Origin of the sequence: Sphingomonas baiyangensis (assembly GCF_005144715.1) — a bacterium.
GTDB classification, from domain to species: Bacteria; Pseudomonadota; Alphaproteobacteria; order Sphingomonadales; family Sphingomonadaceae; genus Sphingomonas; species Sphingomonas baiyangensis.
In genome coordinates this window covers 855,749-878,133 of record NZ_SWKR01000002.1, presented here as the reverse complement: position 1 = coordinate 878,133, position 22,385 = coordinate 855,749, and the positions used below count along the sequence as shown (strand labels likewise).

Below are 22,385 nucleotides of genomic sequence, written 5' to 3'. Positions count from 1 at the left end.
AAGAAGGGGAGCCATGACCACGCCACCGATCGCCGCCATCGTGCTTGCCGCCGGCAAGGGCACGCGGATGCAATCCGATCTGCACAAGGTGCTTCACCCGATCGCCGGGCAACCGATGCTGTTCCACCTCCTCGACAGCCTCGACGCGGCGGGGGCCGCACAGTCGGTCGTCGTGGTGGGCGCGGGCGCCGATCAGGTGGAAGACGCCGTTCGCCCGCGCGGTGTTCGCACGGCGTTGCAGGCCGAGCAGCTCGGCACGGCGCATGCGGCGTTGCAGGCGCGATCGGCGCTCGCAGACTTCGACGGTGTGGCGATCGTGTGCTTCGGCGACACGCCGTTTCTGAAGGCCGGTACGATCGCCGCGATGGTCGATCGGCTGGTCGCGGCCGACACGCCACGCATCGTCATGCTCGGCTTCCGGCCCGACGACGCCAAGACCTATGGCCGGATCATCGCCGATGCCGATGGCCATATCGCCCGCATGGTCGAGTTCAAGGACGCGACGAACGAAGAGCGGGCGATAAACCTTTGCAACTCGGGCGTTACCGCTGTCCGCGCGACCGACCTCTGGCCATTGCTCGATCGCGTCGGCAACGCCAATGCGGCGGGCGAATATTATCTTCCCGACATCGTGATGCTGGCCTTGGCCGACGGCGATACCGCCATCGTTGTGGAAACCGAGGCCGACGAAGTGATCGGCATCAACAGCCGCGCCGAACTGGCCTATGCCGAGGCACGCTGGCAGGTCTCCGCACGCACCGCGGCGATGGCCGCCGGCGTCAGCATGGTGGCGCCCGAAACTGTCTGGCTGGCGCACGACACGGCGCTCGGCCGCGACGTGACGATCGAGCCGAGCGTGATGTTCGGCCCCGGCGTTCGCGTCGCCAATGGCGCGACGATCCGCGCGTTCAGCCATCTGGAAGGCGCCAGCGTAGGCGAGGGGTGCGAAGTAGGCCCCTATGCGCGGCTGCGCCCCGGCGCGGTACTCGAACGCGGCGCCAAGGTCGGCAACTTCGTCGAGATGAAGAAGGCGGTGCTGGGGGAAGGCGCAAAGGCCAACCACCTCACCTATCTGGGCGATGCCGAGGTCGGGGCTGGCGCGAATATCGGCGCAGGCACGATCACCTGCAATTACGACGGTTTCTTCAAATATCGTACGAATATCGGCGCTGGCGCGTTCATCGGGTCGAACACTGCGCTCGTGGCGCCGGTGACGATCGGCGACGGCGCGATCGTGGGGGCGGGATCGGTTGTGACGCGCGACGTCGCGCCTGATGCGCTTGCGCTGGCGCGTGGCGAACAGCAAACGCGCGAGCGATGGGCGGCACGCTTCCGCGCGACCATGAAGGCACGAAAGGCGACGAAATAGCATGTGTGGTATCGTAGGCATCGTCGGGGCCGCACCCGTCGCCGAGCGGCTGTTCGAAGGGCTCAAGCGGCTCGAATATCGCGGCTATGATTCGGCGGGCATCGCCACGCTGGTCGATGGCGCGATCGAGCGGCGCCGCGCACAGGGGAAGCTTTCCAATCTGGCCGCCCGCCTGGCCGAATCGCCGCTGCCGGGCCATCTCGGCATCGCGCATACCCGCTGGGCGACGCATGGCGCGCCGACCGAAGACAATGCGCACCCGCACATCGTGGGCGACGTGACCATCGTCCACAACGGCATCATCGAGAATTTCAAGCCGCTGCGCGACGAGCTGATCGCCGATGGCCGCACGTTCCTCAGCCAGACCGATACCGAAGTCGTCGCGCATCTGGTCGATCGCGAATTGAAGCGCGGGCGCACCCCCGAGTCGGCGGTAAAGGCGGTGCTGCCGCGGCTGCACGGCGCGTTCGCGATCGCCTTCCTGTTCGCCAGTGCGCCCGACATGCTGATCGCCGCTCGCCTCGGCGCGCCGCTCACCATCGGCTATGGCACCGGCGAGAATTACCTGGGCTCTGACGCACATGCGCTGGCGGGCCTGTCGGATCGCATCGCCTATCTCGAGGAAGGCGACTGGGCGGTGCTTACCCGCGAAGCGGTGCGCATCTTCGATCGTGACAACGCACCGGTCGAGCGTGCGATCGTGCCCTCGGGCGTGTCGCCCGCACTGATCGACAAGGGCAATTATCGCCACTTCATGCTCAAGGAAATTCACGAGCAGCCGGTGATGGTGGCGCAGACGCTGCGCAGCTATCTTCGCCCGATCGAGCAGCAGGTCGCGCTGCCGGACATGGACTTCGACCTTTCGCGCATCGAGCGCGTCACCATCGTGGCCTGCGGCACCGCCGGCTATGTGGGGATGATCGGCAAATACTGGATCGAACGCTTCGCGCGGCTGCCGGTCGAAGTCGATGTCGCCTCGGAATTCCGCTATCGCGATCCGGTGCTGCTGCCCAATACGCTCGGCGTCGTCGTCAGCCAGTCGGGCGAGACCGCCGATACGCTGGCGGCTTTGCGCCACATGAAGGCCAATGGCGTGACGACCGCGGGCATCATCAACGTTCCGACAAGCTCGATGGCGCGCGAGGTCGACCTGCTGCTCTCCACCCATGCCGGCCCCGAAATCGGCGTCGCTTCGACCAAGGCTTTCACCTGCCAGCTAGCGGTGATGGGATGCCTCGCGGTCAATCTGGCGCGCGCCAAGGGCAAGCTGGATGCGGAAGAGGAGCGCGAGATCGTCGGCCACCTCACCGAAGTGCCGGCGGCGATCAATGCCGCTCTCGCGCATGACGACGAGATCGCCGAGATGGCGGGCACCATCGCTGGCGCACGCGACGTCCTGTATCTCGGGCGCGGTCCCGATTATCCGCTGGCGCTCGAAGGCGCGCTGAAGCTCAAGGAAATCAGCTACATCCACGCCGAAGGCTATGCCTCGGGCGAAATGAAGCACGGGCCGATCGCGCTCATCGACGATCAGGTCCCGCTCATCGTACTCGCACCGTCGGGCCCGCTGTTTGACAAGACGGTGAGCAACATGGCCGAAGCGCAGGCACGCGGCGCGCAGGTGGTGCTGATCTCTGATGCTGCCGGGCTGGCGCAGGCGGGCGAAGACGCCGTCGCGACCATCGAGATGCCGAGCGTGCACCCGCTGATTGCGCCCATCGTCTATGCCGTACCGGTGCAGCTGCTCGCCTATCACGTAGCGGTCGCCAAGGGCACCGATGTCGATCAGCCGCGCAACCTTGCCAAGAGCGTGACGGTGGAGTGACGGACCGCTCGTTGCTGTGATAGCCTGACCTGGGCAGGGCGCATTCTGCGCCCGTGGGGCAGCACGCGATGCCGAGCGGGGCCTGGGGCGTGAACATGAGGCGGAGCGAGCGCGGCCATCGCGCGCTGGTCGCGCTGCTCGCTTTTCTGAACGCGCTGGCGATGATCGCCGTCGCGCCGGCTGCGCGCGAACTGTCGCTGATCTGGCCCGCGAATGCGCTGCTGATCGTAATTCTCGTGCACAACGGATCGGCGCCGGCGCGAGCTATTTTCGCGGGCGTCGCAGCCGCCGCCGGCGCGGCATTCGCCGTTTTGGGCGAGGCGGCGGTGCTTCCCGCAGCCTATGCAGCGGCCAATGGCGTGGAGGTCGCGATTGCCGCGGCGTTGCTGCTGCGTTGGGGGGCTCCGCCGCATGATCTGCGGGCGCTTGCGATCATCGTCGCGTGCGTCACGGCGAGTGCCGTCGCGAGCACCGCGCTCGCGACCATCGCGACCATCGCGGCGGGCGTGCCGATCGATACGTCGCGCGCCACGGTCAAATGGCTGATAGTCGACTTGCTGAGTCCCGTCATCATCCTACCGGGCCTGCTGGCCGTCTCGCGCAGCGATATTGCCCGTTTGGGGCATCGCCCCGTGGCCGCGCGCGGGGCCGGGATTGTCGCGCTGACGACCGCGCTCGCGCTCGCCATATTCGCAACCGAGCGTCAGAACGGGCTTTATCTCCTGACACCGCTTGGGGTGTTCGCGGCGTTCCGGCTGCGGACGCTCGGGGCCGCGCTGTCGACGCTCTCGATCGCGACGGTGGCTACGATCGCCACCTTCAACGACAGCGGCCCGATCGGCGCGATAGCGGGCGAACGCGCCGATCAGATACTGACGCTGCACCTGTTCGTCGGAGTGGTGTCGCTCACAGCATTCCCCGCCGCGATGCTGATCGAGCAATGGCGCGAGGGCCTGCGCGCGGTCGAGGCCGCGCGCCGCGGTTTCCGGCTGATCGCCGAGCATTCCTCCGACATCATCGTGCGCGTCGCCGCCGACGGCACGCAGCGATACATATCGCCGGCGATGCAGCGCGTACTCGGGCATGCGCCCGCTGCGCTCGAAGGGCTGCCATTCTCCGAGCTTGCGCATCCTGACGACCGTCCGCGCGTCGACGCGCTCATCGGCTTGGTGCTGGCCGAACAGGGCGAAGCGGGAGCTGCCTATCGGGTCCGGGCGTCAGACAACCGCTACTACTGGGTCGAGGCCAGCCTGCGGTTCGTAGCTGACGACGGCTCGCCCGAGATCATCGCCGACATTCGCGACATCTCCGAGCGGCGCGACGCCGAGCAGCAGGCAATCCGTTCGGCCGCGTTGATCGTCGAGCGCGAGCGGGTGCTCGAGATGGCCGAAGCTGTGGCGCGGCTGGGGCATTGGCGGCTCGATGCGGCGAGCAAGCAGTTGTTCTGGTCCCCGCAGGTCTATCGCATCTATGGGTTGCCTACGGCCTACGAACCCAGCCTCGAAACGCTCGGCACGCGTATGCGCGCGGAGGATAGCGCGATGGTGCGCGCGCATGTCGAGCGGGCGCTGGCCGAGGGAGTGCCTTTCGCCTGCGAAGCCCGCCTTAACCATGCCGACGGATCGGGTCGCTGGGCGTCGATCCGCGGTCGGGCCGAGCGCGCGCCCAACGGGAAGATCATGGGGCTTTGGGGCGTCGTGCACGACATCACCGAGCAGGTGGCAGCGATGGACGAACTGCGCGAGGCTCGCCGCACGGCCGAACGCGCGCTCGAGGCCAAGGCCAACTTCACCGCGACGATCAGCCACGAGATCCGCACGCCGCTCACCTCGATCCTCGGTGCGGTCGCGCTGCTCCGCCGCTCGCGTGGCGAGGCGGCGATCGAACGCGGCATCGCCACCATCGAGCATGCAGGCCGGTTGCTGGCCGACATCGTCGACGACGTGTTGCTGTTCTCGCGGCTCGACGAGGGCCGTCTCGTTCTCGACGAGCGGCCTTTCGAACCGGCAGCCGTGGTCGAGGCCGTGGCCGCGATGTTCGCGCAGGCTGCCGACGAGCGCGGTTTGTCGCTCGTCACCGACTATGCGCACCCGATGCCGCTTCAGATCGGCGACCCGGCCCGCGTCGAGCGCGTACTGACCAACCTGGTGGGCAACGCGATCAAGTTCACCGATCGCGGTTCGGTCAGCATCGGCATCGCGACCGAGCCTGAAGCAGGCAGGCTGCGCTTCACCGTCGAGGACAGCGGCATCGGCATCGCTGCCGATCGCGCCGCGGCGATCTTCGAGCCGTTCACGCAGGCCGACGCCCGCGTCGCGGTCACCTATGGCGGGTCGGGCTTGGGGCTTGCGATCTGTCGCCGGCTGGTAGAAGCGATGGGCGGCACGATCGGGCTGGAAAGCGAGACCGGCCGGGGGTCGCGCTTCTGGTTCAAGCTACCCCTGCGCCCCGTCGCTGCGGCGGACGAAGCCGGCGCGGCCGCGCCCCGCGGGCTGCATGTGGTGCTGGCGGAGGACAATCCCACCAATCGGTTCCTGCTCGCCGAGATGATCCGTTCGCTCGGCCACCGGGTCGATACCGTCGCCGATGGCGCCGCGGCGCTCGACGCGGTTCTGCGCGGCGAGGCGACGGCCACGCCTGTCGACTGCCTGCTGCTCGACCTCAGAATGCCGGTGATGGACGGATTCGAGGCATGTCGCCGCGTACGCGCGCTTGGCCCTGTGGGGCGGTTGCCGGTATATGCGCTGACCGCCGGCACGGGTTCCGAGAAGATGGCGCGCGCAGCCGATGCCGGTTTCGACGCTGTGCTAGCCAAGCCTGTCGACTTGCGGACGCTCGATCGGCTGCTGCGCGGCGGCCGATCGAATCAGCCAAACATCGAGCGACCGCCACGAGCAACTGTGTGCTCCGATTTCGAAGCCCTGTCGGTGCTGGGCGACGGCGCGCGCGCGAAGCTGCTTGGCATGTTCGTCGAGAATCTGTCCACCGGCGCGGCGCGCATCGCTACCGCAATGGCGGAACGCGATGCGGCGGCATTGGCGAGCGAAGCGCACGCGCTGCGCGGCGCGGCGATGAGCGTCGGGGCACATGGTCTGGCGCAGGCGCTGGGCGCGATCGAACAGGCGGGGGACGCGGGCGGCCTCCCGGTAGAACTGCACGAGGCGTTCAGCCACGAAGTCGCCGAGACACTACGCCACATTCGGCAGATGCTCGAAACGCGCTCGTATACCGAGTGACCGAAATGAGCTGGCTGGGGCGGCAGGATTCGAACCTGCGAATGGCGGCACCAAAAGCCGCTGCCTTACCACTTGGCGACGCCCCAGCGCTGCCCGTGCGGGCAGACGCGCGCTTATAGCGGCGACTGCCCGCGAGGGAAGGGGTCAGGTGATCCGTTGCACCCAATCATGCGTATCGGGCGCCTCGCCGCGCTGGATCGCAACAAGGCGGTCGCGCAGCCGGCTCGTTATCTCGCCGGGGCCGCCATTGCCGATGGCGAAATCATGCGTGCGGCCGCGTACGCGACCTACCGGCGTCACGACCGCGGCAGTGCCGCAGGCGAAGGTCTCGCGCAGGCGTCCGCTTCGCGCATCGGCTTCCCACGCATCGATCGCGTAATGCTCCTCGCGCACCACGAGGCCCTCGTCGCGCGCGAGCGTGAGGATCGAATCGCGCGTGATGCCGGGCAGGATGGTGCCGGTCAGCGGTGGCGTGGCGAGGCTGCCGTCGTCGAACACGAAGAACAGGTTCATGCCACCAAGCTCCTCGATCTGCCGGCGCTCGACGGCGTCGAGGAACACCACCTGGTCGCAGCCCTCGCGGATCGCCTCGGCCTGCGCCTGCAGGCTCGCGGCATAGTTTCCGCCGCACTTCGCGGCACCGGTGCCGCCGGGCGCGGCGCGCGTGAAGTCCTCGGACACCCAAACACTGATCGACGGCGAACCGCTCTTGAAATAGCCCCCCGCCGGCGAGGCAATGACGAGATAGAGATATTCGGCCGAAGGCTTCACGCCCAGAAACACTTCGCTCGCGAACATGAAGGGGCGCAGGTACAGCGACCCGCCCTCGAGCGCGGGCAGCCACTCGCGATCGGCGCGGACCAGCGCACGTACCGATTCGAGGAAAAGCGCATCGGGCAGTTCGGGCATCGCCATGCGCACCGCCGATTGGCGGAAGCGCCGCGCATTCGCATCGGGGCGGAATAGCGTGATCGCGCCATCGCCGGCGCGATAGGCCTTAAGCCCCTCGAAGATCTCCTGCGCGTAATGCAGCACCGACGTTGCCGGATCGAGTTCGATGGGCCGGCGCGCCACGACGCCCATGTCGTGCCAGCCCTTTTCGGTGCTCCAGCGCGCCATCGCCATGTGATCGCTGAACACGCGCCCGAAGCCGGGATCGGCGAGCAGCGCCATCCTTGCATCCTCGGGCATCGGGTCGGCGCGCGTCGTCAGGGGGAAGGCAGGCGGCTGGTCGGCGTGCGTCATCATGGCTCCGGCGGGTCGAAGGGGTTGCGTGACGGTAGGTTCGCTTGCAAAACAGGTCAACATGGCTGGCCCAACGCCCACCACTTCCGCGCCACGCACCGCCTCGGCGCTGTTCCTGCGCGAACCCGAGATCCGTCGCGGCATCGAGTTGCTGTATTTCGGCTACAGCCATCTCACGCGGTCGATCGATGGCGAACTGGCGGCGCATGGCCTCGGCCGCGCGCATCATCGCGCGCTGTACTTCGTCGCGCGGAGCCCCGGACTCAGCGTGTCCGATCTGCTGGCGTTGCTGGCGATCACCAAACAGTCGCTCGGCCGGGTGCTGGGCGACCTTACCTCTCGCGGGTTCGTCGAGATACGGGTCGGCCAGCGCGACCGCCGGCAGCGCCTGCTGCATCTGACGACCGAAGGCGCCGCGCTCGAAGCGCAGTTGTTCGATGGTTTGCGCGAGCGACTCTCGGCGGCCTATGCGCAGGCTGGGCAGGGTGCGGTCAGCGGCTTCTGGGCCGTGCTCGAGGCGCTCGTCCCGGTGGCGGAGCGCGCGCGGATCGAGGCGCTCGGCAGCATGCGCTGACCCGAGCGCGTGTCAGGCGGCCTTGTCGCCCATGCAAGCGTCGCGCTCGCTCGATACTGCCGCCGCCCTTGCGCGCCCCATCGTCCAGTTGCCCTGCATCCTGACTTTCGGATTGGGCGCGCACCAGATTTCGCCATTGGCATCGAGCGCGGTGACCCAGATCAGATTGTGCTCGGGTCCATAGTCGATGACGGCAAAGGCAAGCCCCGCGCCGCGATCGATGACATGAACGGGCAGGGGTGGGTCGAGCTGCGTGAATGCCATGGGAACACCTGCTGTATGGTTCGGCATAACCGCTTGGAACGGCACGATGTTCCGCCGCTCGCCCGACGCGACCCTTTATGGCGCGTGGCGTTGCCCTATATCGTGGAAATGCAGCAGCCGAACCCCCGCGCAGATCGTCGCCATTTGTTGTTTCTTGCAGGCGGCGGGCTGGTCGCACTCGCATTTGGCGGCGCAGGTCGAACCGAGGCGGCGCAACGCTTTCCCTATCGGCTGAGCGATGCCGCGTGGAAGCGCAAGCTCACGCCCGAGCAGTATCGCGTCCTGCGCGAAGGCGGAACCGAGCGCCCGTTCAGCTCGCCGCTCGATCGCGAGAAGCGCGAGGGCGTTTTTCGCTGCGCCGGCTGCGATCATCCGCTGTTCCTGTCGCGCACCAAGTTCGACAGCGGCACCGGCTGGCCGAGCTTCTACGCGCCGCGCCCGCAGGCGATCGCGCTCGAGGCCGACAACAGTCTGGGAATGCGCCGGACCGAAGTCCTATGCCGCCGCTGCGGCGGCCATCTTGGGCATGTGTTCGACGACGGCCCGCCGCCGACCGGAAAGCGCTATTGCATGAACGGTGCGGCGATGACGTTCAGCGCGACCTAGTCGGCAAGCGCGGCGGCCGTGATGGGAGCCGGGCTGGTGGTGGCGATCAGCACGGGTGCGTCAAGCGGTGCCGCTGCCGGCGCGTCGTCGGGGTAGATGAAGCCGTGCGCTGGGTTGGCACTGGTGCCCAGATCGCCGATCGGGCCGTACCATACCCGCACCGAGCTCCAGTCGCCCGCCGCCGATACGTCGATCGCGCGCACGTCGCGCTCGATGCCGCCACGACGCGACCAGTTGGCGTGGGTGAGCAGCACTTCGCGGTCGCTCACGACCTTCGATACCATCGCGACGTGGCCCATCGGCATCCGCCGGCTCGACGCCATTGCCAGCACCGCGCCAACACGCGGCGTCGCGCCGCGAGCATAGCGGCCATCGGCCTGACTCCACCAGGTATTGGCGTTGCCGAAGATCGCGATGCCCGAAATCTCGCGAGCATAGGGCGCGCATTGCCAGAAGCGCGCGAAGGCGGGTTGCGCAGTCAGCAGGCAACAGCTTACCACCAGCGCGAAACGCGCTGCGAAACGACCCAAATGCATGAGACCCCCCAAGGCCCTGAAACTCGTGCGATGGTGCAGAGCATGCCCGCGCCGCGGCCGATAGGGGGCGGCAATCGACTCCGGGATCAGTCGTTCGGCGCAAGCGACGAGTTGCGCAGCGGCGCGTCGATGCTCGCAAAGATCGGCGACAGTGGCTAGATGCGCGCCATGCGCAGCATACTACTTGCCACGTTCCTGCTCGCGGGATGCAACTTCGCGACCGTCGAATCGAACGTCCAGACGCCCGATGCGCAGGAGACGCCCGAAGCGCTCGCCCCCAGTGCGCGCGGCGTGCGCGTGGGCGAGGGTGGGCCGGGCTTCGCCGCGTGCCAGTCGCAGGCACGCGTGGACGGGCCGCAGGCCGGTGCAGGCGCCGTGCCGATGCTCGATGCGCCGTTCGACGGTGCCGCCATGGTGGTCGCCTTGCCGCAAGGTGCGGCGTTGCGCGTATGCACGCGTACTATCGACCAGCGCTGGCTGGGCGTGGTGGTGCCGCGAGAAGGTGTCGACTGCGGTGTCGACGCACGTCTCGATCGGCCGCGCACCTATGCCGGACCCTGCGCCAGCGGCTGGATCGCCGCCAACGCGGTGCGCCTCACGGGCTGACCGGCGTTGCCCTGTGCGCCGGGCGACCCTAGAGCAAAGCCAGTATTGCCCCCGGGAGTAGCGCATGTCCGACGAATCGAGCGTCCAGTTTTCCGAGCGCGAGGCGCTGCTGTTCCATTCGGAAGGACGTCCGGGCAAGATCGAGATCGTCGCTTCGAAGCCGCTGACGACGCAGCGCGACCTGGCGCTGGCCTATTCGCCCGGCGTCGCCGTGCCGGTAAAGGCGATCGCCGACGATCCGGCTACCGCCTATGACTATACCGCCAAGGGCAATCTGGTGGCGGTCATCTCGAACGGCACCGCGATCCTCGGCATGGGCAATCTGGGCGCGCTTGCTTCCAAGCCGGTGATGGAAGGCAAGGCGGTGCTGTTCAAGCGCTTCGCCGATGTCGATTCGATCGACCTCGAAGTCGCGACCGAGGATGTCGACGCCTTCATCAATTGCGTGGCACTGCTCGAGCCGAGCTTCGGCGGCATCAACCTGGAAGACATCAAGGCGCCCGAATGCTTCATCATCGAGCAGACGCTGCGCGAGCGGATGAACATCCCCGTATTCCATGACGATCAGCACGGCACCGCGATCATCACCGCCGCAGGCCTCATCAACGCCTGCCTGCTCACCGGTCGCCGGCTCGCCGACATCAAGGTGGTGGTGAACGGCGCGGGTGCGGCGGCCATCGCCTGCACCGAGCTCATCAAGGCGATGGGCGTGCGGCAGGACAATGTGCTGATGTGCGATCGCAAGGGCGTGATCCACCGCGACCGCGAGGGGGTGAACCAGTGGCAGTCTGCGCATGCCGCCGTCACTGATCGCCGCACGCTGGTCGAGGCGCTGCACGGCGCCGATGTGTTCCTCGGCCTCTCGGCCGCCGGCGCGCTCCAACCCGAGATGGTCAAGGACATGGCGCCCGCGCCGATCATCTTCGCGATGGCCAATCCCGAACCCGAGATCCGCCCCGAACTGGCGAAGGCCGCACGCCCCGACGCGATCATCGCCACGGGCCGCTCGGACTATCCCAACCAGGTTAACAACGTGCTCGGCTTCCCGTTCATCTTTCGCGGCGCGCTCGACGTGCGCGCGACGGGGATAAACGACGCCATGAAGATCGCCGCTGCCAACGCCATCGCCGAGCTGGCGCGCGAGCGCGTGCCCGAGGAAGTGGCGCTCGCCTACGGCGTGCAGCACAGCTTCGGCCCCGACTATATCATCCCCGCGCCCTTCGATCCGCGGCTGATGGAGCTGGTGTCGGTGGCGGTGGCCAAGGCGGCGATGGATTCGGGCGTGGCGACGCGGCCGATCCTCGACATGGCGGCCTATCGCCAGTCGCTGCGCGCGAGGCTCAATCCCACCACTTCGGTGCTGAGCCTCGCCTATGAAGGCGCGCGCGCGCGGCCCAAGCGCGTGATCTTCGCCGAGGGCGAGGAGGAAGTGGTGCTGCGCGCCGCGATCTCGTTCCGCGACGGCGGTTATGGCACGCCGGTGCTCGTCGGCCGCGACGACGTGTATGACCGTCTGAAGGCGCTCGGCATCGAGGATCCTTCGGGGTTCGAGGTGCACAACAGCCGCAACTCGCCGCTGGTGCCGCGCATGGTCGACTTCCTCTATGCGCGCCTGCAGCGCCGCGGCTTCCTGCGCCGCGAATGCGAGCGGATGGTCAACCAGGACCGCAACATCTTCGCCGCGCTGCTGCTGCAACTGGGCGAGGGCGACGCAATGATTACCGGCGTGACGCGCGCCTATGCCCAGTCGATCCGCGAAGTGAAGCGCGTGATCGATCCCGAGCCCGGCCGCACGCCCTTCGGCATCCATATCCTCGTCGGCCAGAGCCACACGGTGTTCATTGCCGACACGACGGTCAACGAGCGCCCCGACGCGCAGGAACTGGCCGAGATCGCCGAGCAGACCGCCCAGGTAGCCCGCCGCATGGGCCACGAGCCGCGCGTCGCGTTCCTGAGCTATTCGACCTTCGGCAATCCCGAGGGCCGCTGGCTAGACAATATCCGCGCCGCGGTGAAGGTGCTCGACGAGCGGCAGGTCGGCTTCGAGTTCGAAGGCGAGATGGCGCCCGACGTGGCGCTCAATCCCAAGCAGTTGAAGAATTACCCGTTCGCGCGCCTTTCAGGCCCCGCCAACGTGCTCATCATGCCGGGTCTGCAATCGGCCAACATCTCGGCAAAGCTGCTGCGCGAACTAGGCGGCGACGCGATGATCGGCCCGATGCTGATCGGCATGGAAAAGAACGTCCAGATCGCCCCGATGACCGCAACGGCAAGCGAACTCGTGACACTCGCGGTACTCGCTGCGGGAGGGATTGCGCGCTGAGCAATCCGCCAATTTGACTTGGCGAGGGCAAGGGGTAGTCTGGCCGAGCGCTATTGGAAGGGCTGCTACATGATCGGTAAGGCGATTGCCGTAACCTTGGCTGCATTATTTTCTATGGCCTCCACCGGTAACGAAACGATTGGTGTCGAAGCCGGATCCGGTGAAGTCGCGCTGGTCAGCGATGACGGTTGGGCGCTTGTGACGGGTCTGGAACGTCGGCTCGGCGGACCGTTCATCATTGCGGGCCTCGCAGGTCTGGATGCGATCTGCAACGGCAGCGGCGCGTGCGTGACGGGGCGCCAGGTAGGCGATGAGCTTCAGGCGGAGGCCTCTACAACATCGGTTGCTGAATTTGTCGAGACCGCGCGTATCGGCGATCGGTCACCGGTGTCATTCGTTGCGGTGCGCGCCAAACGGTCGATCGGGCCTCGGCGAACCGTTCTAAGACTTGACATCTTTGATGCCTCAGCGGGCACATGGTCGACGAAACAGGCGATCCTGGACGATCAGCGTTGGGGCTTAACCCCGGAATCGACGCGTCGGGCGCTGCGTCGGCTGACAAACGTTTGATACCTAATGCGGTAATTTTGGGGTGATTGTTCAGCCTAGCGCTGTCGGATCTTGCTTGGGTTTGACCGTACAACAAGGTGAGGTGCAATTTTAGTTTTTTCGGTCGTCGCGCTCGCGCTAGCGGCATTTAGCCCGCCCAATCGCGAACCGCCGGTGGTGCGCGTCCGGATCGAAACGAGCGCGGGGCCGATCACTGTCGCGCTCGATACGCGGCGCGCGCCCGCGACCACCGCCAATTTCCTTGCCTATGTCGATGACGGGCGGCTCGACGGCACGAGCTTCTATCGCGCCGCGCGCAGTCGGCGAACGCCGGGGACGGGCTTCGTGCAGGGCGGTATCCGCACTGACGCCAAGCGCATCCTGCCGCCCTTTCCGCTGGAGACGACCGACAAGACTGGCATCCGCCATCTCGACGCCACGATCTCGATGGCGCGAGGCCAGAGTGCCGAGGCGGCTAGCGGCAACTTCTTCATCACCGCTGGCGCCGCTCCCGCGATGGACGCGCGGCCCGGCTATCAGGGCTATGCCGCCTTCGGGCGCGTCGTCGGCGGGATGGATGCCGTCAAGCGCATCCTTGCGGTACCGACCGGCGGCGGAACGGGCGCGATGCGCGGGCAGATGATCCTGAAACCCATCCGCATCGTCCGCGCGGTGCGATTGGATGGCACGCCGCGCCCCACTGGCCGCCCCAAGGTTTGGAAGCTGGTCCCGCGCCGCTAGCCGCAAGGCGACGAGGCCACGGTGGGGCCAATCGCCGCAAAACGTGTGATCGCAGACAGTATATTTCTGCTGATGGTGACCCCTACCGGAAGGGTCGATAGGCCTTCAAGGCCACGGTTTTCCGCCATTCTCTGCGGCGTTGATCGGCGCAGGTGTACTCGGCGAGTGTACCCACTATCTTGGGGCACGCCTCATCTAAGCCAAGCATTGGGTCTGCGTAAAGCCCGTCACGTCGGCAGCTGCGGAGACGGACGTACGATTACCCGATGCACGTGGCCGCGCACCGCTCATAATCTAACGGCCCGTGAAGGCACGATAAGCTGAAATGATCTCCGATTTCGAGAGGCTTGGGTTGCCGGCGACGTTGCCCGTCACAGCGGAGAAATCAAGCTGGACCATAATATGTTCGACGTCGCCGCGGATAAAGTAGTGCGATGACGGACTGACGTTAAAATCGCGATGCACTCGGCCTGCTCGCGCCCCGACGCGCTGAATTGCAAAATCTGCGAGGTGCACTGTGGCGAAGTCAAAATCCGGATGTTGGAGTTCAACCTCACGCAGCTCGCGCTTCTCGGGTCGCCGTTCCCATATCTGGAAGATCGCGGGAACATTGTAGGGCTTGGACCGGAAGAGGAACGCGTCGTCGGGCACCAACTCCTCTCGAACGAGGTGGAAGTCGCGATCCAAGCGATTTTCGATGGAGGCCTTTCGAAACGTCCGCGGCAGGATCAGGGCAATGACATTCGATTGGCGAGCCGCATGTTTAAAGAAGCGAACAGCCATGCTGGCGTTCTTGCCAAATGGCGGATTGCCGATGATCGCGGCCGGGCGATCGCGTGGGAGTTCGACTGTCAGAAAATCAGCCGTCGCCAAGCCCGGATATTTGGGGTCGACATCATAGCCAAGACGGCTCGGCGGCAGCAGCCGGTAGAACGATCCAGTGCCGGCGCTTGGCTCGACCATGATGTACGCCGCCGGCTCGAAATGCTGCTGAAAGACATCGTAGTAGTGCTTTGCGACCACCTGCCGAGTATAATATTGATCTAGCAGAATGTCCGCAGCGCGATTGTCGTTGATCGCTGCTCGCGCGGCCCGCCCGATGCAAGTCTCGGCATGCGAGAACGATGCTCCCGGGTCGATCTCGTTGCGTACGGATGGTTCAGTCATGTGCATTGTTTCGATAATTGAGGTGCACACGCCCAGGCCTTGGCTGGGACGAAGTGCGAGGAGTGGCTGGACTGATGCCGGGGAGGGCTTCGCGGGCTCGCGGGTTTGGCGGACTGCTACGTCCACAACCAGACGGCAATGGCGACAAGCCAGCCGCCGAGTCCGATCAACCCGTAGGCGTGGGTCCCCCGGAGTTCCCGGCGCACCTCGCTTTTCAGCCCTTCGACAACTTCGACGTGGTATCCGCGGAGGTCGGCCTGCGCCTGTTTGCGGATCATCTCGATCATACTGTCGAGTGCCCGACGGCCATGGGTAAGCTCGGCGGCGTGTTCGAACGCGCCGTGCGCCGCTTTGAGATCGCCACTGGCCGCCAGCATCTGCGCGCAGAGCCCCTCAGCCTTGGCCGCCGTTCGCATCAGGCGATCGGCGGCGACATTGAGGTGACCGGCGGCTCGGATGCCCGCTGCCTCAATCTGCGCGATCTCGGTCTGGGAAAGGGTGCGCAGCGCCTGACCTGCGTGTTTGGCATTGTCGATCACACGATCAGCACTGGTAATCGCCGTCAGCAGGTTTCCGACAATTCCCTCATTAACCTTGAGGATGGCGACCAAGAGGAAGACGAGGTTGTCTTCCGTGAGGTGATGATCGTGCGCGAAGCGCAGGATCGCTTCGACCTCGGGCGTGTGCCCATAACAGTAGCGCTCGAGCAGCACCCGAGCCGAGGCGGCATCGTTGTCGGCTCTGTCGGGATTCAGCGTGCTCATCAGAACGCCCTCCATTCGGCGTCTTCCAACCCGAGGAGGTCGGCGACCTTCTGCAGTTCAAACACCCACGCGCGCAGCCACTGCTGAACATTCAGGCGGTCATAGGTCTGCCAGCTGGCACCGATGTAGGCGGCCGCCTGTGCGTAGATGAGGCTCAGTGCCTCGGCCATGGCGTTCGAGCCGGGCGTCAGCGCGGGGATGTCGATCATCCGCCCGCCGACCGCTTCGAATGCCGCCCGGGTATGGCCGCCCACCTGGCGCCCGTACTGGTCCTGGAAGTTGTCGGCGGACCACAGGCGGTAGTCGCTCTCTTTGACGCCAACCATGCTGCGCATTGCGATGATTGGCGCGCTGGCGCCGAACCGCTCCACCGCCTTGGCGACGCCCCTGATGGAAGCGACGTCAGGCGAGAACGGTACCATGACGATCGGCTGCCGCCCGCAATCGACGATGTGCTGAATGAACTGACTGGCGCCGAGATTTTCGCTGAGTTCATCGATTTTCGTTAGGCCGCCAGCCGGGGTGTCAATCATGACGAAGCGCGCGTCGGATTCCAGGGCCCCGAACAGCGGTGCGACGCCCTCGGGCTTGAACAGATCGGCCTTCAGTACCCCGCGGACAGCGTCTTGCTCGGGCAGGAGCTGACCTGCCTCATTGCGCTCGCCCAACCGCTGGGTGAGCGTCGCGTTAAACCCGTCAGCATCGATGACGTGAACCCGGAACTTGTCGCCGGCGGTGGCGCGGAGCACCGTCGCCATGGCGTTGAGTGCCGTCGACAGCTTCGCGCCGCCTTTGTCCTTGAGGCCGATGATGGCCTTGCGCTGTTCGTATTTTACCAACGTACTTCTACTTGTGGTTTGCAGACGCAGTCATCGAGATCGACTGCGGCGTTGAACCGGCGCGGGGTCGCGCCGGTCTCGGCGTCCGCCGCGGCTTTCACCGGCGGCGGAGTGAGCGAGGAGGAAGGCGCCGACGTCGCAATGACCGGCGCAGATGAGTCCGAAGGGAGCGGCGTGGCCGATCGCGTCGCGGGCGCAGGCATCTCGGCAGGCGCGGCGGGCCCGGAGGGCGCAACTGCCGGTTCATCGGCGCTAGCTTCGCGCGCGAGACGACTGCGGTAGGTCCGCAAGGTCTCGGCGCTGATCTCGACGCCGAGCTCGGCCAGCAATGCCGCGATCATCGGATCGGTCCATTTGCGCGTGCGCCGGTCGAGGATGAGCGGCTTAAGCAGCCTGACCGCGTCCATCGTTGTGAGCAGCGAGGCCGGCTCCTCAGTCGCATCGCGTTGGTGCTGGGCGCGCAGCGCGGCATTGAGCGCGGTTCCATCGAGGTGCCGGCGCTTCGACAAATGCGATCGCGGGGGAGGAGACTGAATAGGTTTGCTCATCCCGAGGTTTTGGGACGGCCCATCCAAAACCGTAGAAATATGATACATTAATCGACGTTCACTGTTATGGCAGTGTCATGCCATGTCCCCCAACGCGCTTCCCCCGAACCGATGTGGCCGCCTCATTTGGGGAGGCGGTTAAGGGAGCTCGCAAGACGAAGAAGTGGACGCGGACGGGGCTTGCGCGCCGCGTTGGCGTAACCCGCCAGACAATTATTCGCCTTGAGGCAGGGCGTACCAAACCAGGCGTCCAGCTAGTTCGTGCGCTCACACACCCGTCTGTTTTTGGCCCTTTGCCCGGCCTCGATTGGGACCTCCCTGCGCGGGATGCCCTGCCGTGGGGCTTTCTCGCTCGTTTGGCGCGGCGTGGTTCGGGCCAGAAGCTCCGGCAGGTCGCCGAAAAGGCTGGCTGCAGCACTGCCACGCTGACCGATTTCGAGCGCCACGTCCTTTACGATCCAAAAATCCTCGGCATCCGGCATGACCGCGTCGGTGAGCGTTATGCCACGGCGCTTGGATTTGAAGACTCTGACGATATGTTCGCCTTTCTCGTGGCTAGAGACGCGACGCCCTGGCTGGACAGGATCGCAGCAAAGTTCAATCAACCTCGGTTGGCCAATGCGCTGCGGCCATCATTGCGACCGGCGGAGCCGGTCCTTGAGATCGACCTGAACACATAGCGTATCGTGCTGTTATGTCGGGTCACGACATGTTGCCGCGGGCAATGTCGGGTGAGGGCCGGTCTTGCTACATGCCGTTCGATCATCATGCATCACATGACGTGCTGCAAAGTCGCTTAAGGGGGAGATTTTTGACACAGGATGGGGCTTCACCCAGGGTGAAGCCATCGATCGGCCGCTCGGCACTATCGCTTCTTGCAGCCGGTTACGCGCTGTCGCGCATGTTACGGCCTGTCCCGGTCCGTTCGTCCGGGTCATTTAAGTTTACGCAAGATCACATTGCGCGCTCGATTGCACGCGATTAGTCTACCCGCGTGGTCATCGTCGAAAAGCCGGCAAAGGAAGCGGAAGGTAATGCATCGCGCTACGTGCGATCGCTGGCTCGCTACATGGAAACTGCAAAACGCGGCGCGCTCGCCGAAGAATATGGACTGACCCTGTCGCGCTATATGGCGACCGACGTGCAGGCTGCGCGGGATCGAGACGCCGAGCGCGTGCTGGCGACCGGCGGTCTCGTCGGCGGTCAGGTGGTCGCCTGGGATGCGGCGCTTATGCAGCTCAAGCAGCGCATGGCCAAGCGATCAAGCCGATCGAAAAAGCCGGCGCGACATTTGGTCGGATCGGTCCATACCGAGGAGGACATCACCCCGGAAGCGTGCGCTGATACGGCAGCGGTCCTCGCCGATGAACTTGGCTGCGAGGCCGGAATCATCATGTGGGCGCTGCACGGCGATACCGACAATCGTCACATCCATTTCCTGGTCCTCACGCTCGATGAGCATGGCGCGGCTACCCCGTTTGGCCGCGATGGCCGGTCACACGAGGCGATGCAGCGGGCGATTGCCCGGGTCGAGCACGCGCATGGGTTCGCGCGTGAGGCAGAGGCCAGATACCAGGTTCGCGACGGTAGGGTTGAGCGGGCCACGTCGATGCCGCCGCGCGCAAAGAAGCGTGCGCCGATCGGTCCTTATGTTCTTCAATCGGAGGAACAGACGGGTGTCGAGAGCTTCACGCGTTACGCACAGGAGGTGCTCGCGCCGCAACTCGAGCGCGCGGCATCCTGGGATGAAGCGCAGGCCTTTCTCGCACCGCTTGGCGCCCAGGTCATCAAGACCGGCAGTGGCGGCCAACTTCGAACCGCGATGGTCTCCACCACGTAAACCTGCCCAAGGTCGATCGGGCGCTGAGCTGGGCGAAGCTGACGCAGCGCTGGGGCGACTGGTCGCCGCCGACCAGCGAGCCGACGCCTTACGAGCCCCGGATCCTCGATCTCGAGCGCGCGCGCCGCTGGGTGGAGCGCGATGCGAAAGCCGAGTCACTGCACGCGGCAGTACAGGGAAGGATTAATCGGCTAAGGCTCGAGCGCAAGTCGCTGCTGAATGACCTCAAGGCCGACCTTGCCGTGAAGCGGGCCGAACTCGGCGGGCTGGCCGGCGATTCCTCCGATCTCGCGATGCTGCGTACAGGGCTCGCCGCGCTGATACACCGCAGGATCAGCGCAATTGACGCCGAGTATCACGACCGCATCGCGGCACTTCGCCAGTTGCGCGGTGAGATTGACGAAGCGGACGATCTCAATCTCGAAGCGCTGGACAACCTCGCGGCTCCGGACTGCTCGCTTGTGATTGATTGGGCGGCGCGCCCGGCGATCGGCATCCCGCCGACAGGGTCGTCGCCGTTCCGGTGGGTGCGTCGGTACAATACTGGCGGGATGACCTGCGCGGCAGGGCGCCAGCCTTTGTCGAACGCAACGACCGCATCTGGATCAACGACCGCGCTGATGATGCTGTCCGTGCCGCGCTGATCGTTGCCCAAGCTCGCTACGGTGTTGTGGCCGCTCATGGTGATCCCGCCTTCGTGGCGCAGGCGCGGCGGCTGGGGCGGGAGCTTGGCATTGAGGTTCAAAAAGGTGTTACCATCACGACTGCTCAGCCCGCGCGCGAGAGATCACCACGAATTCGGCAACGGCGAGAAACGGTTCGGCGATGGAACGCTGCCGCCGGTCACCCGCAAAAGGTGCCGGCGGTTGCGAGTACCGCAACTGAGCATGGTCAGCCTGTAGAGGGGGCGCCCGCCGTGTCAGGCCACGCTAGCGCCAATCCGCTGCCGGAGCGTCAGCGCCGCGCCATCCTGGCACGCGTCGCTCGCCTGCTGGCCGACGATGACTGGGATCCTCGCGACTACCGCCACGGCGTGCGGCAGGATGAGCAGCTTGGCGGGGAGCGCCGCCGGCAAGGCATCGAACGCGTGCAGTCCTCAGCCCGAGTGCATCATCCGGGCACTGCAGCAGCGGGCAGGGGCCGATGATGAGCGAAACTGCCGCTCGCTCCAAGACGTGTATTCCGAAGGAGATAAACAATGGGGGAGAATGACGCTGATGTGGCGGCCGTCCTCGCCACATTCGAGCAGCGCCCGGGCATCTTGGATGAGCTCGTCGCAGCGGTAAACGGGCACAAGACGCTCGATCCATTACCGGCGTGTGCCACTTGTCCCGCGTCGCTCTGGTATCTCGACCATGAGCTCGCCTGTTTCTGCAAGGTGAGGAAAGATGACACCTGGGGCGGCCGTGCGGCAGCCGTCCGGGCCTGCGCCGAGCGCGAAGCGCTTCTGGCACCGCCAGATAGCGACGAACAACCGCTTCGATGATTCGAGCCGCCATCATTTCATGCGCCGCCATGAATGACGTACTTGGCGAAGGCTGCCTATGAAGCGGAATGGCCATCTCGACCATACGACTTGCTTCGAGTAAGCAGCCGCCCGCCTGTTCACCGGTCAGCTCGACCGGCCGAGCATCCGATTGGATGAGGAAGGTCAACTTCGATCCACCTATCGAAGTTGGTCCATGCACATCCCGGACGTTCGGTAACATCGCAGCTCATTCCGAAAGCCATCTTTCGTTTCTTGCGGGAGAGCGAGAGGTTGGGTGGAAAGCGGAACGGCCGCTTAATGGTGGCCGATAGCGCAAACAGCCGTTCGTTCATGTCAAAAGGGCTGGCAGTGCACTCGAGGCCGCCTTGTGCGCGCGCACCATTGGCCCCATATCGAATTCATTGTCCGCATCCTGAATGCGAGCGCGGACAGCTGAGAGACAATTGCGCTCCCGCTTGCAGCACAGGGAGCCTCATATGACTCTTATTGACCTTCAAAACCGCCACGATGTTTCGATCGGCAATGCCGCGCGCGCCGCTTCGATCGAAGCGCGTGTCGCACACACAGCGCTGGCAAAGGGTTACGCTGTAAGGGCCTCGCGTCTTTCGAAGCAGGCAGACGAGCCGCACTGGTCAAAGCGGTAATAGACGAGGCGGCAATATCACGGTCCCGGCAAAGCCCGTTCGCCGCTTTTTCCGCCCAGCCAACGATTCGACGCGCCTATCCGGCGATGCCGCGGCTCGAGAGGGCGCGGCCATTCGCCTGGCGATCGACGCGCTTGGCTCCTCGCACGCGCTGTCGTTCCTGAATGCTCCGAACGATGCGCTCGAAGGCCGTCCCTTGGCGATCGCCACTCAGAGCGCAAGCGGGTTCAGCCGCGTTCGCGAAGCGATTGTAGAGCGAGCGTCGACCTTGCGTGCCGCAAACCCGGCACGGCCTTGATCGACCCCGGCGAAATTCAGCCCCCGCGCTGGAAGCAAGCCGACATCACCGCGTTGCGGGAACGTGCCCGCGCCGTCGAAGACATATCGGCGATCGCGACGGCGCTGGGCCGCACGTTGTCCGACATTCGCCGAATGGCAGCGCCTCAGCATCAAATGGGGCCGGCAAACCGTGACCAACGAACTCATGAAAGGATCGTCTAATGGCGAAGGGTCAGCAATGCGGGAACCGCGAAGCACGTAAACCGAAGAAGCCGGCACCGCCAAAGACGAACGCTTCGGCGCCGTCGATGAAAGCGTCTACCGACATCGCCGGCAAGAAACCATCGCCCTGATCGCGAGCTGGTAAAATCTAGAGGAATCCATATGGCATTGAACGACCTTCTCCGCCGTCACCAGATCGCACTCATGCGGGCCGACGCGGCGCGCTGTCATGATGCGCGCCGAATGCATCGTCGGGCAGCCGCCGACTATGCGCGTGACGTCGCGGCATTCGGTGCGGCGGTCGGCGCGTCCACTGCGCCGCTGCTGAGCGTTAACTGAGTGCTCGAACTCGCCGCGCAGGATGGCTCGCGGTTGTTCGTCAATCCGGATACGATCTGGCACATCCGCGAAGCCGGACCGGCCATAACGGTAATCTACGCAAGCTCGGGCGCAGCGTTGTTCGTGAAAGGGGATGTGGAACACGTTGCTGGCGAGATCGCCGACTGGCGCCGCGCGAATGGCTCGCGCATGCTCTTTCCCAACCTTCGCGTCGTCGGCGACAAAGAATAGGGAGTAAGTCGGCTGCGGCTGGACGGTTCGGACCTGTCCCGGCGCAGCGGACTGACTAAGCAGCGCGGATAAAGTTGGTCGATCGACAACGCCGAACGAAGCCGCGCGCCTGCGTGCGCCTCGCGATGACGCGGCCCGAGATCGTCAAG

At 65.5% G+C, this 22,385-nt stretch carries 24 protein-coding genes, 1 tRNA gene and 1 pseudogene; 18 read left to right on the top strand and 8 right to left on the bottom strand.

The genetic code is table 11. The annotated features are described in order from the left end of the window. Positions 1–13 precede the first annotated feature (13 nt). The 3 genes from glmU to FBR43_RS07445 all read left to right on the top strand — a co-directional run bounded on the left by glmU (position 14) and on the right by FBR43_RS07445 (position 6,430). Positions 14–1,369, top strand: coding sequence for a bifunctional UDP-N-acetylglucosamine diphosphorylase/glucosamine-1-phosphate N-acetyltransferase GlmU (gene glmU, locus FBR43_RS07455; protein WP_136942563.1), 1,356 nt, complete (start codon positions 14–16; stop codon positions 1,367–1,369). Between the two features lies 1 nt (position 1,370). After that, entirely contained in the window at positions 1,371–3,194 is a 1,824-nt protein-coding gene (glmS, locus tag FBR43_RS07450) for a glutamine--fructose-6-phosphate transaminase (isomerizing) (RefSeq protein ID WP_136942562.1), read from the top strand. Positions 3,195–3,289: 95 nt separating this feature from the next. Next, on the top strand, positions 3,290–6,430 hold the full coding sequence (locus FBR43_RS07445; RefSeq protein WP_169542536.1) for an ATP-binding protein: 3,141 nt from the start codon (positions 3,290–3,292) through the stop codon (positions 6,428–6,430). Between the two features lie 11 nt (positions 6,431–6,441). Here FBR43_RS07445 and FBR43_RS07440 read toward each other — a convergent pair. Beyond that, positions 6,442–6,516: transfer RNA gene (locus tag FBR43_RS07440), tRNA-Gln, on the bottom strand. A 58-nt stretch (positions 6,517–6,574) separates the two neighbouring features. Continuing rightward, entirely contained in the window at positions 6,575–7,678 is a 1,104-nt protein-coding gene (locus FBR43_RS07435) for a branched-chain amino acid aminotransferase (RefSeq protein ID WP_212611907.1), read from the bottom strand. Positions 7,679–7,736: 58 nt separating this feature from the next. Here FBR43_RS07435 and FBR43_RS07430 point away from each other — a divergent pair, with 58 nt between their 5' ends. After that, a complete protein-coding gene (locus FBR43_RS07430) occupies positions 7,737–8,249 on the top strand; it encodes a MarR family winged helix-turn-helix transcriptional regulator (RefSeq protein ID WP_136942559.1) in 513 nt (170 codons plus the stop codon). Positions 8,250–8,261: 12 nt separating this feature from the next. Here FBR43_RS07430 and FBR43_RS07425 read toward each other — a convergent pair whose 3' ends face one another. Beyond that, positions 8,262–8,513: a hypothetical protein gene (locus FBR43_RS07425; RefSeq protein ID WP_136942558.1), complete on the bottom strand. Its 252-nt coding sequence runs from the start codon at positions 8,511–8,513 to the stop codon at positions 8,262–8,264. 108 nt (positions 8,514–8,621) lie between these two features. Between FBR43_RS07425 and msrB the strand changes: the two genes are divergently transcribed. Further along, positions 8,622–9,119: a peptide-methionine (R)-S-oxide reductase MsrB gene (gene msrB, locus FBR43_RS07420; protein ID WP_136944084.1), complete on the top strand. Its 498-nt coding sequence runs from the start codon at positions 8,622–8,624 to the stop codon at positions 9,117–9,119. Here msrB and FBR43_RS07415 read toward each other — a convergent pair. Beyond that, complete coding sequence (locus FBR43_RS07415; protein ID WP_136942557.1) at positions 9,116–9,655, bottom strand: CHAP domain-containing protein; 540 nt, start codon at positions 9,653–9,655, stop codon at positions 9,116–9,118. The genes msrB and FBR43_RS07415 overlap by 4 nt on opposite strands. 168 nt (positions 9,656–9,823) lie before the next feature. On the opposite strand from FBR43_RS07415, the gene FBR43_RS07410 reads away from it, so the two are divergent. From FBR43_RS07410 to FBR43_RS07395, 4 genes are all read left to right on the top strand, one after another. After that, positions 9,824–10,261, top strand: coding sequence for a hypothetical protein (locus FBR43_RS07410; RefSeq protein ID WP_136942556.1), 438 nt, complete (start codon positions 9,824–9,826; stop codon positions 10,259–10,261). A 64-nt stretch (positions 10,262–10,325) separates the two neighbouring features. After that, positions 10,326–12,584, top strand: coding sequence for an NADP-dependent malic enzyme (locus tag FBR43_RS07405; protein ID WP_136942555.1), 2,259 nt, complete (start codon positions 10,326–10,328; stop codon positions 12,582–12,584). Positions 12,585–12,653: 69 nt separating this feature from the next. After that, positions 12,654–13,154, top strand: a complete 501-nt coding sequence (locus FBR43_RS07400) for a hypothetical protein (protein WP_136942554.1) — start codon at positions 12,654–12,656, stop codon at positions 13,152–13,154. A 153-nt stretch (positions 13,155–13,307) separates the two neighbouring features. Then, positions 13,308–13,874, top strand: a complete 567-nt coding sequence (locus tag FBR43_RS07395; RefSeq protein ID WP_394344014.1) for a peptidylprolyl isomerase — start codon at positions 13,308–13,310, stop codon at positions 13,872–13,874. A gap of 294 nt (positions 13,875–14,168) precedes the next feature. Here the strand turns inward: FBR43_RS07395 and FBR43_RS07390 are convergent, their stop codons facing one another. The 4 genes from FBR43_RS07390 to FBR43_RS07375 form a co-directional block, all read right to left on the bottom strand. Then, positions 14,169–15,041: an SAM-dependent methyltransferase gene (locus FBR43_RS07390; RefSeq protein WP_249276494.1), complete on the bottom strand. Its 873-nt coding sequence runs from the start codon at positions 15,039–15,041 to the stop codon at positions 14,169–14,171. 116 nt (positions 15,042–15,157) lie between these two features. Continuing rightward, entirely contained in the window at positions 15,158–15,805 is a 648-nt protein-coding gene (locus FBR43_RS07385) for a hypothetical protein (protein WP_136942552.1), read from the bottom strand. Continuing rightward, the gene (locus FBR43_RS07380; protein WP_136942551.1) at positions 15,805–16,644 is read right to left on the bottom strand and encodes a hypothetical protein; all 840 of its coding nucleotides are present in this window, start codon (positions 16,642–16,644) and stop codon (positions 15,805–15,807) included. Before FBR43_RS07380 ends, FBR43_RS07385 begins: the two co-directional genes overlap by 1 nt. Next, complete coding sequence (locus tag FBR43_RS07375; RefSeq protein WP_212611906.1) at positions 16,638–17,240, bottom strand: hypothetical protein; 603 nt, start codon at positions 17,238–17,240, stop codon at positions 16,638–16,640. Before FBR43_RS07375 ends, FBR43_RS07380 begins: the two co-directional genes overlap by 7 nt. Positions 17,241–17,269: 29 nt before the next feature. Here FBR43_RS07375 and FBR43_RS16610 point away from each other — a divergent pair. From FBR43_RS16610 to FBR43_RS07345, 9 genes and pseudogenes are all read left to right on the top strand, one after another. Then, positions 17,270–17,452, top strand: a pseudogene (locus tag FBR43_RS16610) (helix-turn-helix transcriptional regulator); the annotation flags it as partial. A 33-nt stretch (positions 17,453–17,485) separates the two neighbouring features. Further along, positions 17,486–17,872, top strand: a complete 387-nt coding sequence (locus tag FBR43_RS07370; RefSeq protein WP_249276493.1) for a hypothetical protein — start codon at positions 17,486–17,488, stop codon at positions 17,870–17,872. Between the two features lie 314 nt (positions 17,873–18,186). Further along, entirely contained in the window at positions 18,187–19,032 is an 846-nt protein-coding gene (locus FBR43_RS07365) for a relaxase/mobilization nuclease domain-containing protein (RefSeq protein WP_136942548.1), read from the top strand. A 131-nt stretch (positions 19,033–19,163) separates the two neighbouring features. After that, a complete protein-coding gene (locus FBR43_RS16435) occupies positions 19,164–19,676 on the top strand; it encodes a hypothetical protein (protein WP_136942547.1) in 513 nt (170 codons plus the stop codon). Next, positions 19,589–20,179 (top strand): LPD7 domain-containing protein, encoded by a 591-nt coding sequence (locus tag FBR43_RS16605; protein ID WP_394344043.1) that lies wholly within the window; start codon positions 19,589–19,591, stop codon positions 20,177–20,179. Before FBR43_RS16435 ends, FBR43_RS16605 begins: the two co-directional genes overlap by 88 nt. Positions 20,180–20,230: 51 nt before the next feature. Then, entirely contained in the window at positions 20,231–20,518 is a 288-nt protein-coding gene (locus tag FBR43_RS07355) for a hypothetical protein (RefSeq protein ID WP_136942546.1), read from the top strand. Positions 20,519–21,459: 941 nt separating this feature from the next. Further along, positions 21,460–21,666, top strand: a complete 207-nt coding sequence (locus tag FBR43_RS16300) for a hypothetical protein (protein WP_136942545.1) — start codon at positions 21,460–21,462, stop codon at positions 21,664–21,666. A 162-nt stretch (positions 21,667–21,828) separates the two neighbouring features. Next, complete coding sequence (locus tag FBR43_RS16130; RefSeq protein ID WP_169542533.1) at positions 21,829–22,005, top strand: hypothetical protein; 177 nt, start codon at positions 21,829–21,831, stop codon at positions 22,003–22,005. After that, on the top strand, positions 22,006–22,236 hold the full coding sequence (locus tag FBR43_RS07345) for a flagellar FlbD family protein (protein WP_136942544.1): 231 nt from the start codon (positions 22,006–22,008) through the stop codon (positions 22,234–22,236). Positions 22,237–22,385: the final 149 nt, after the last annotated feature.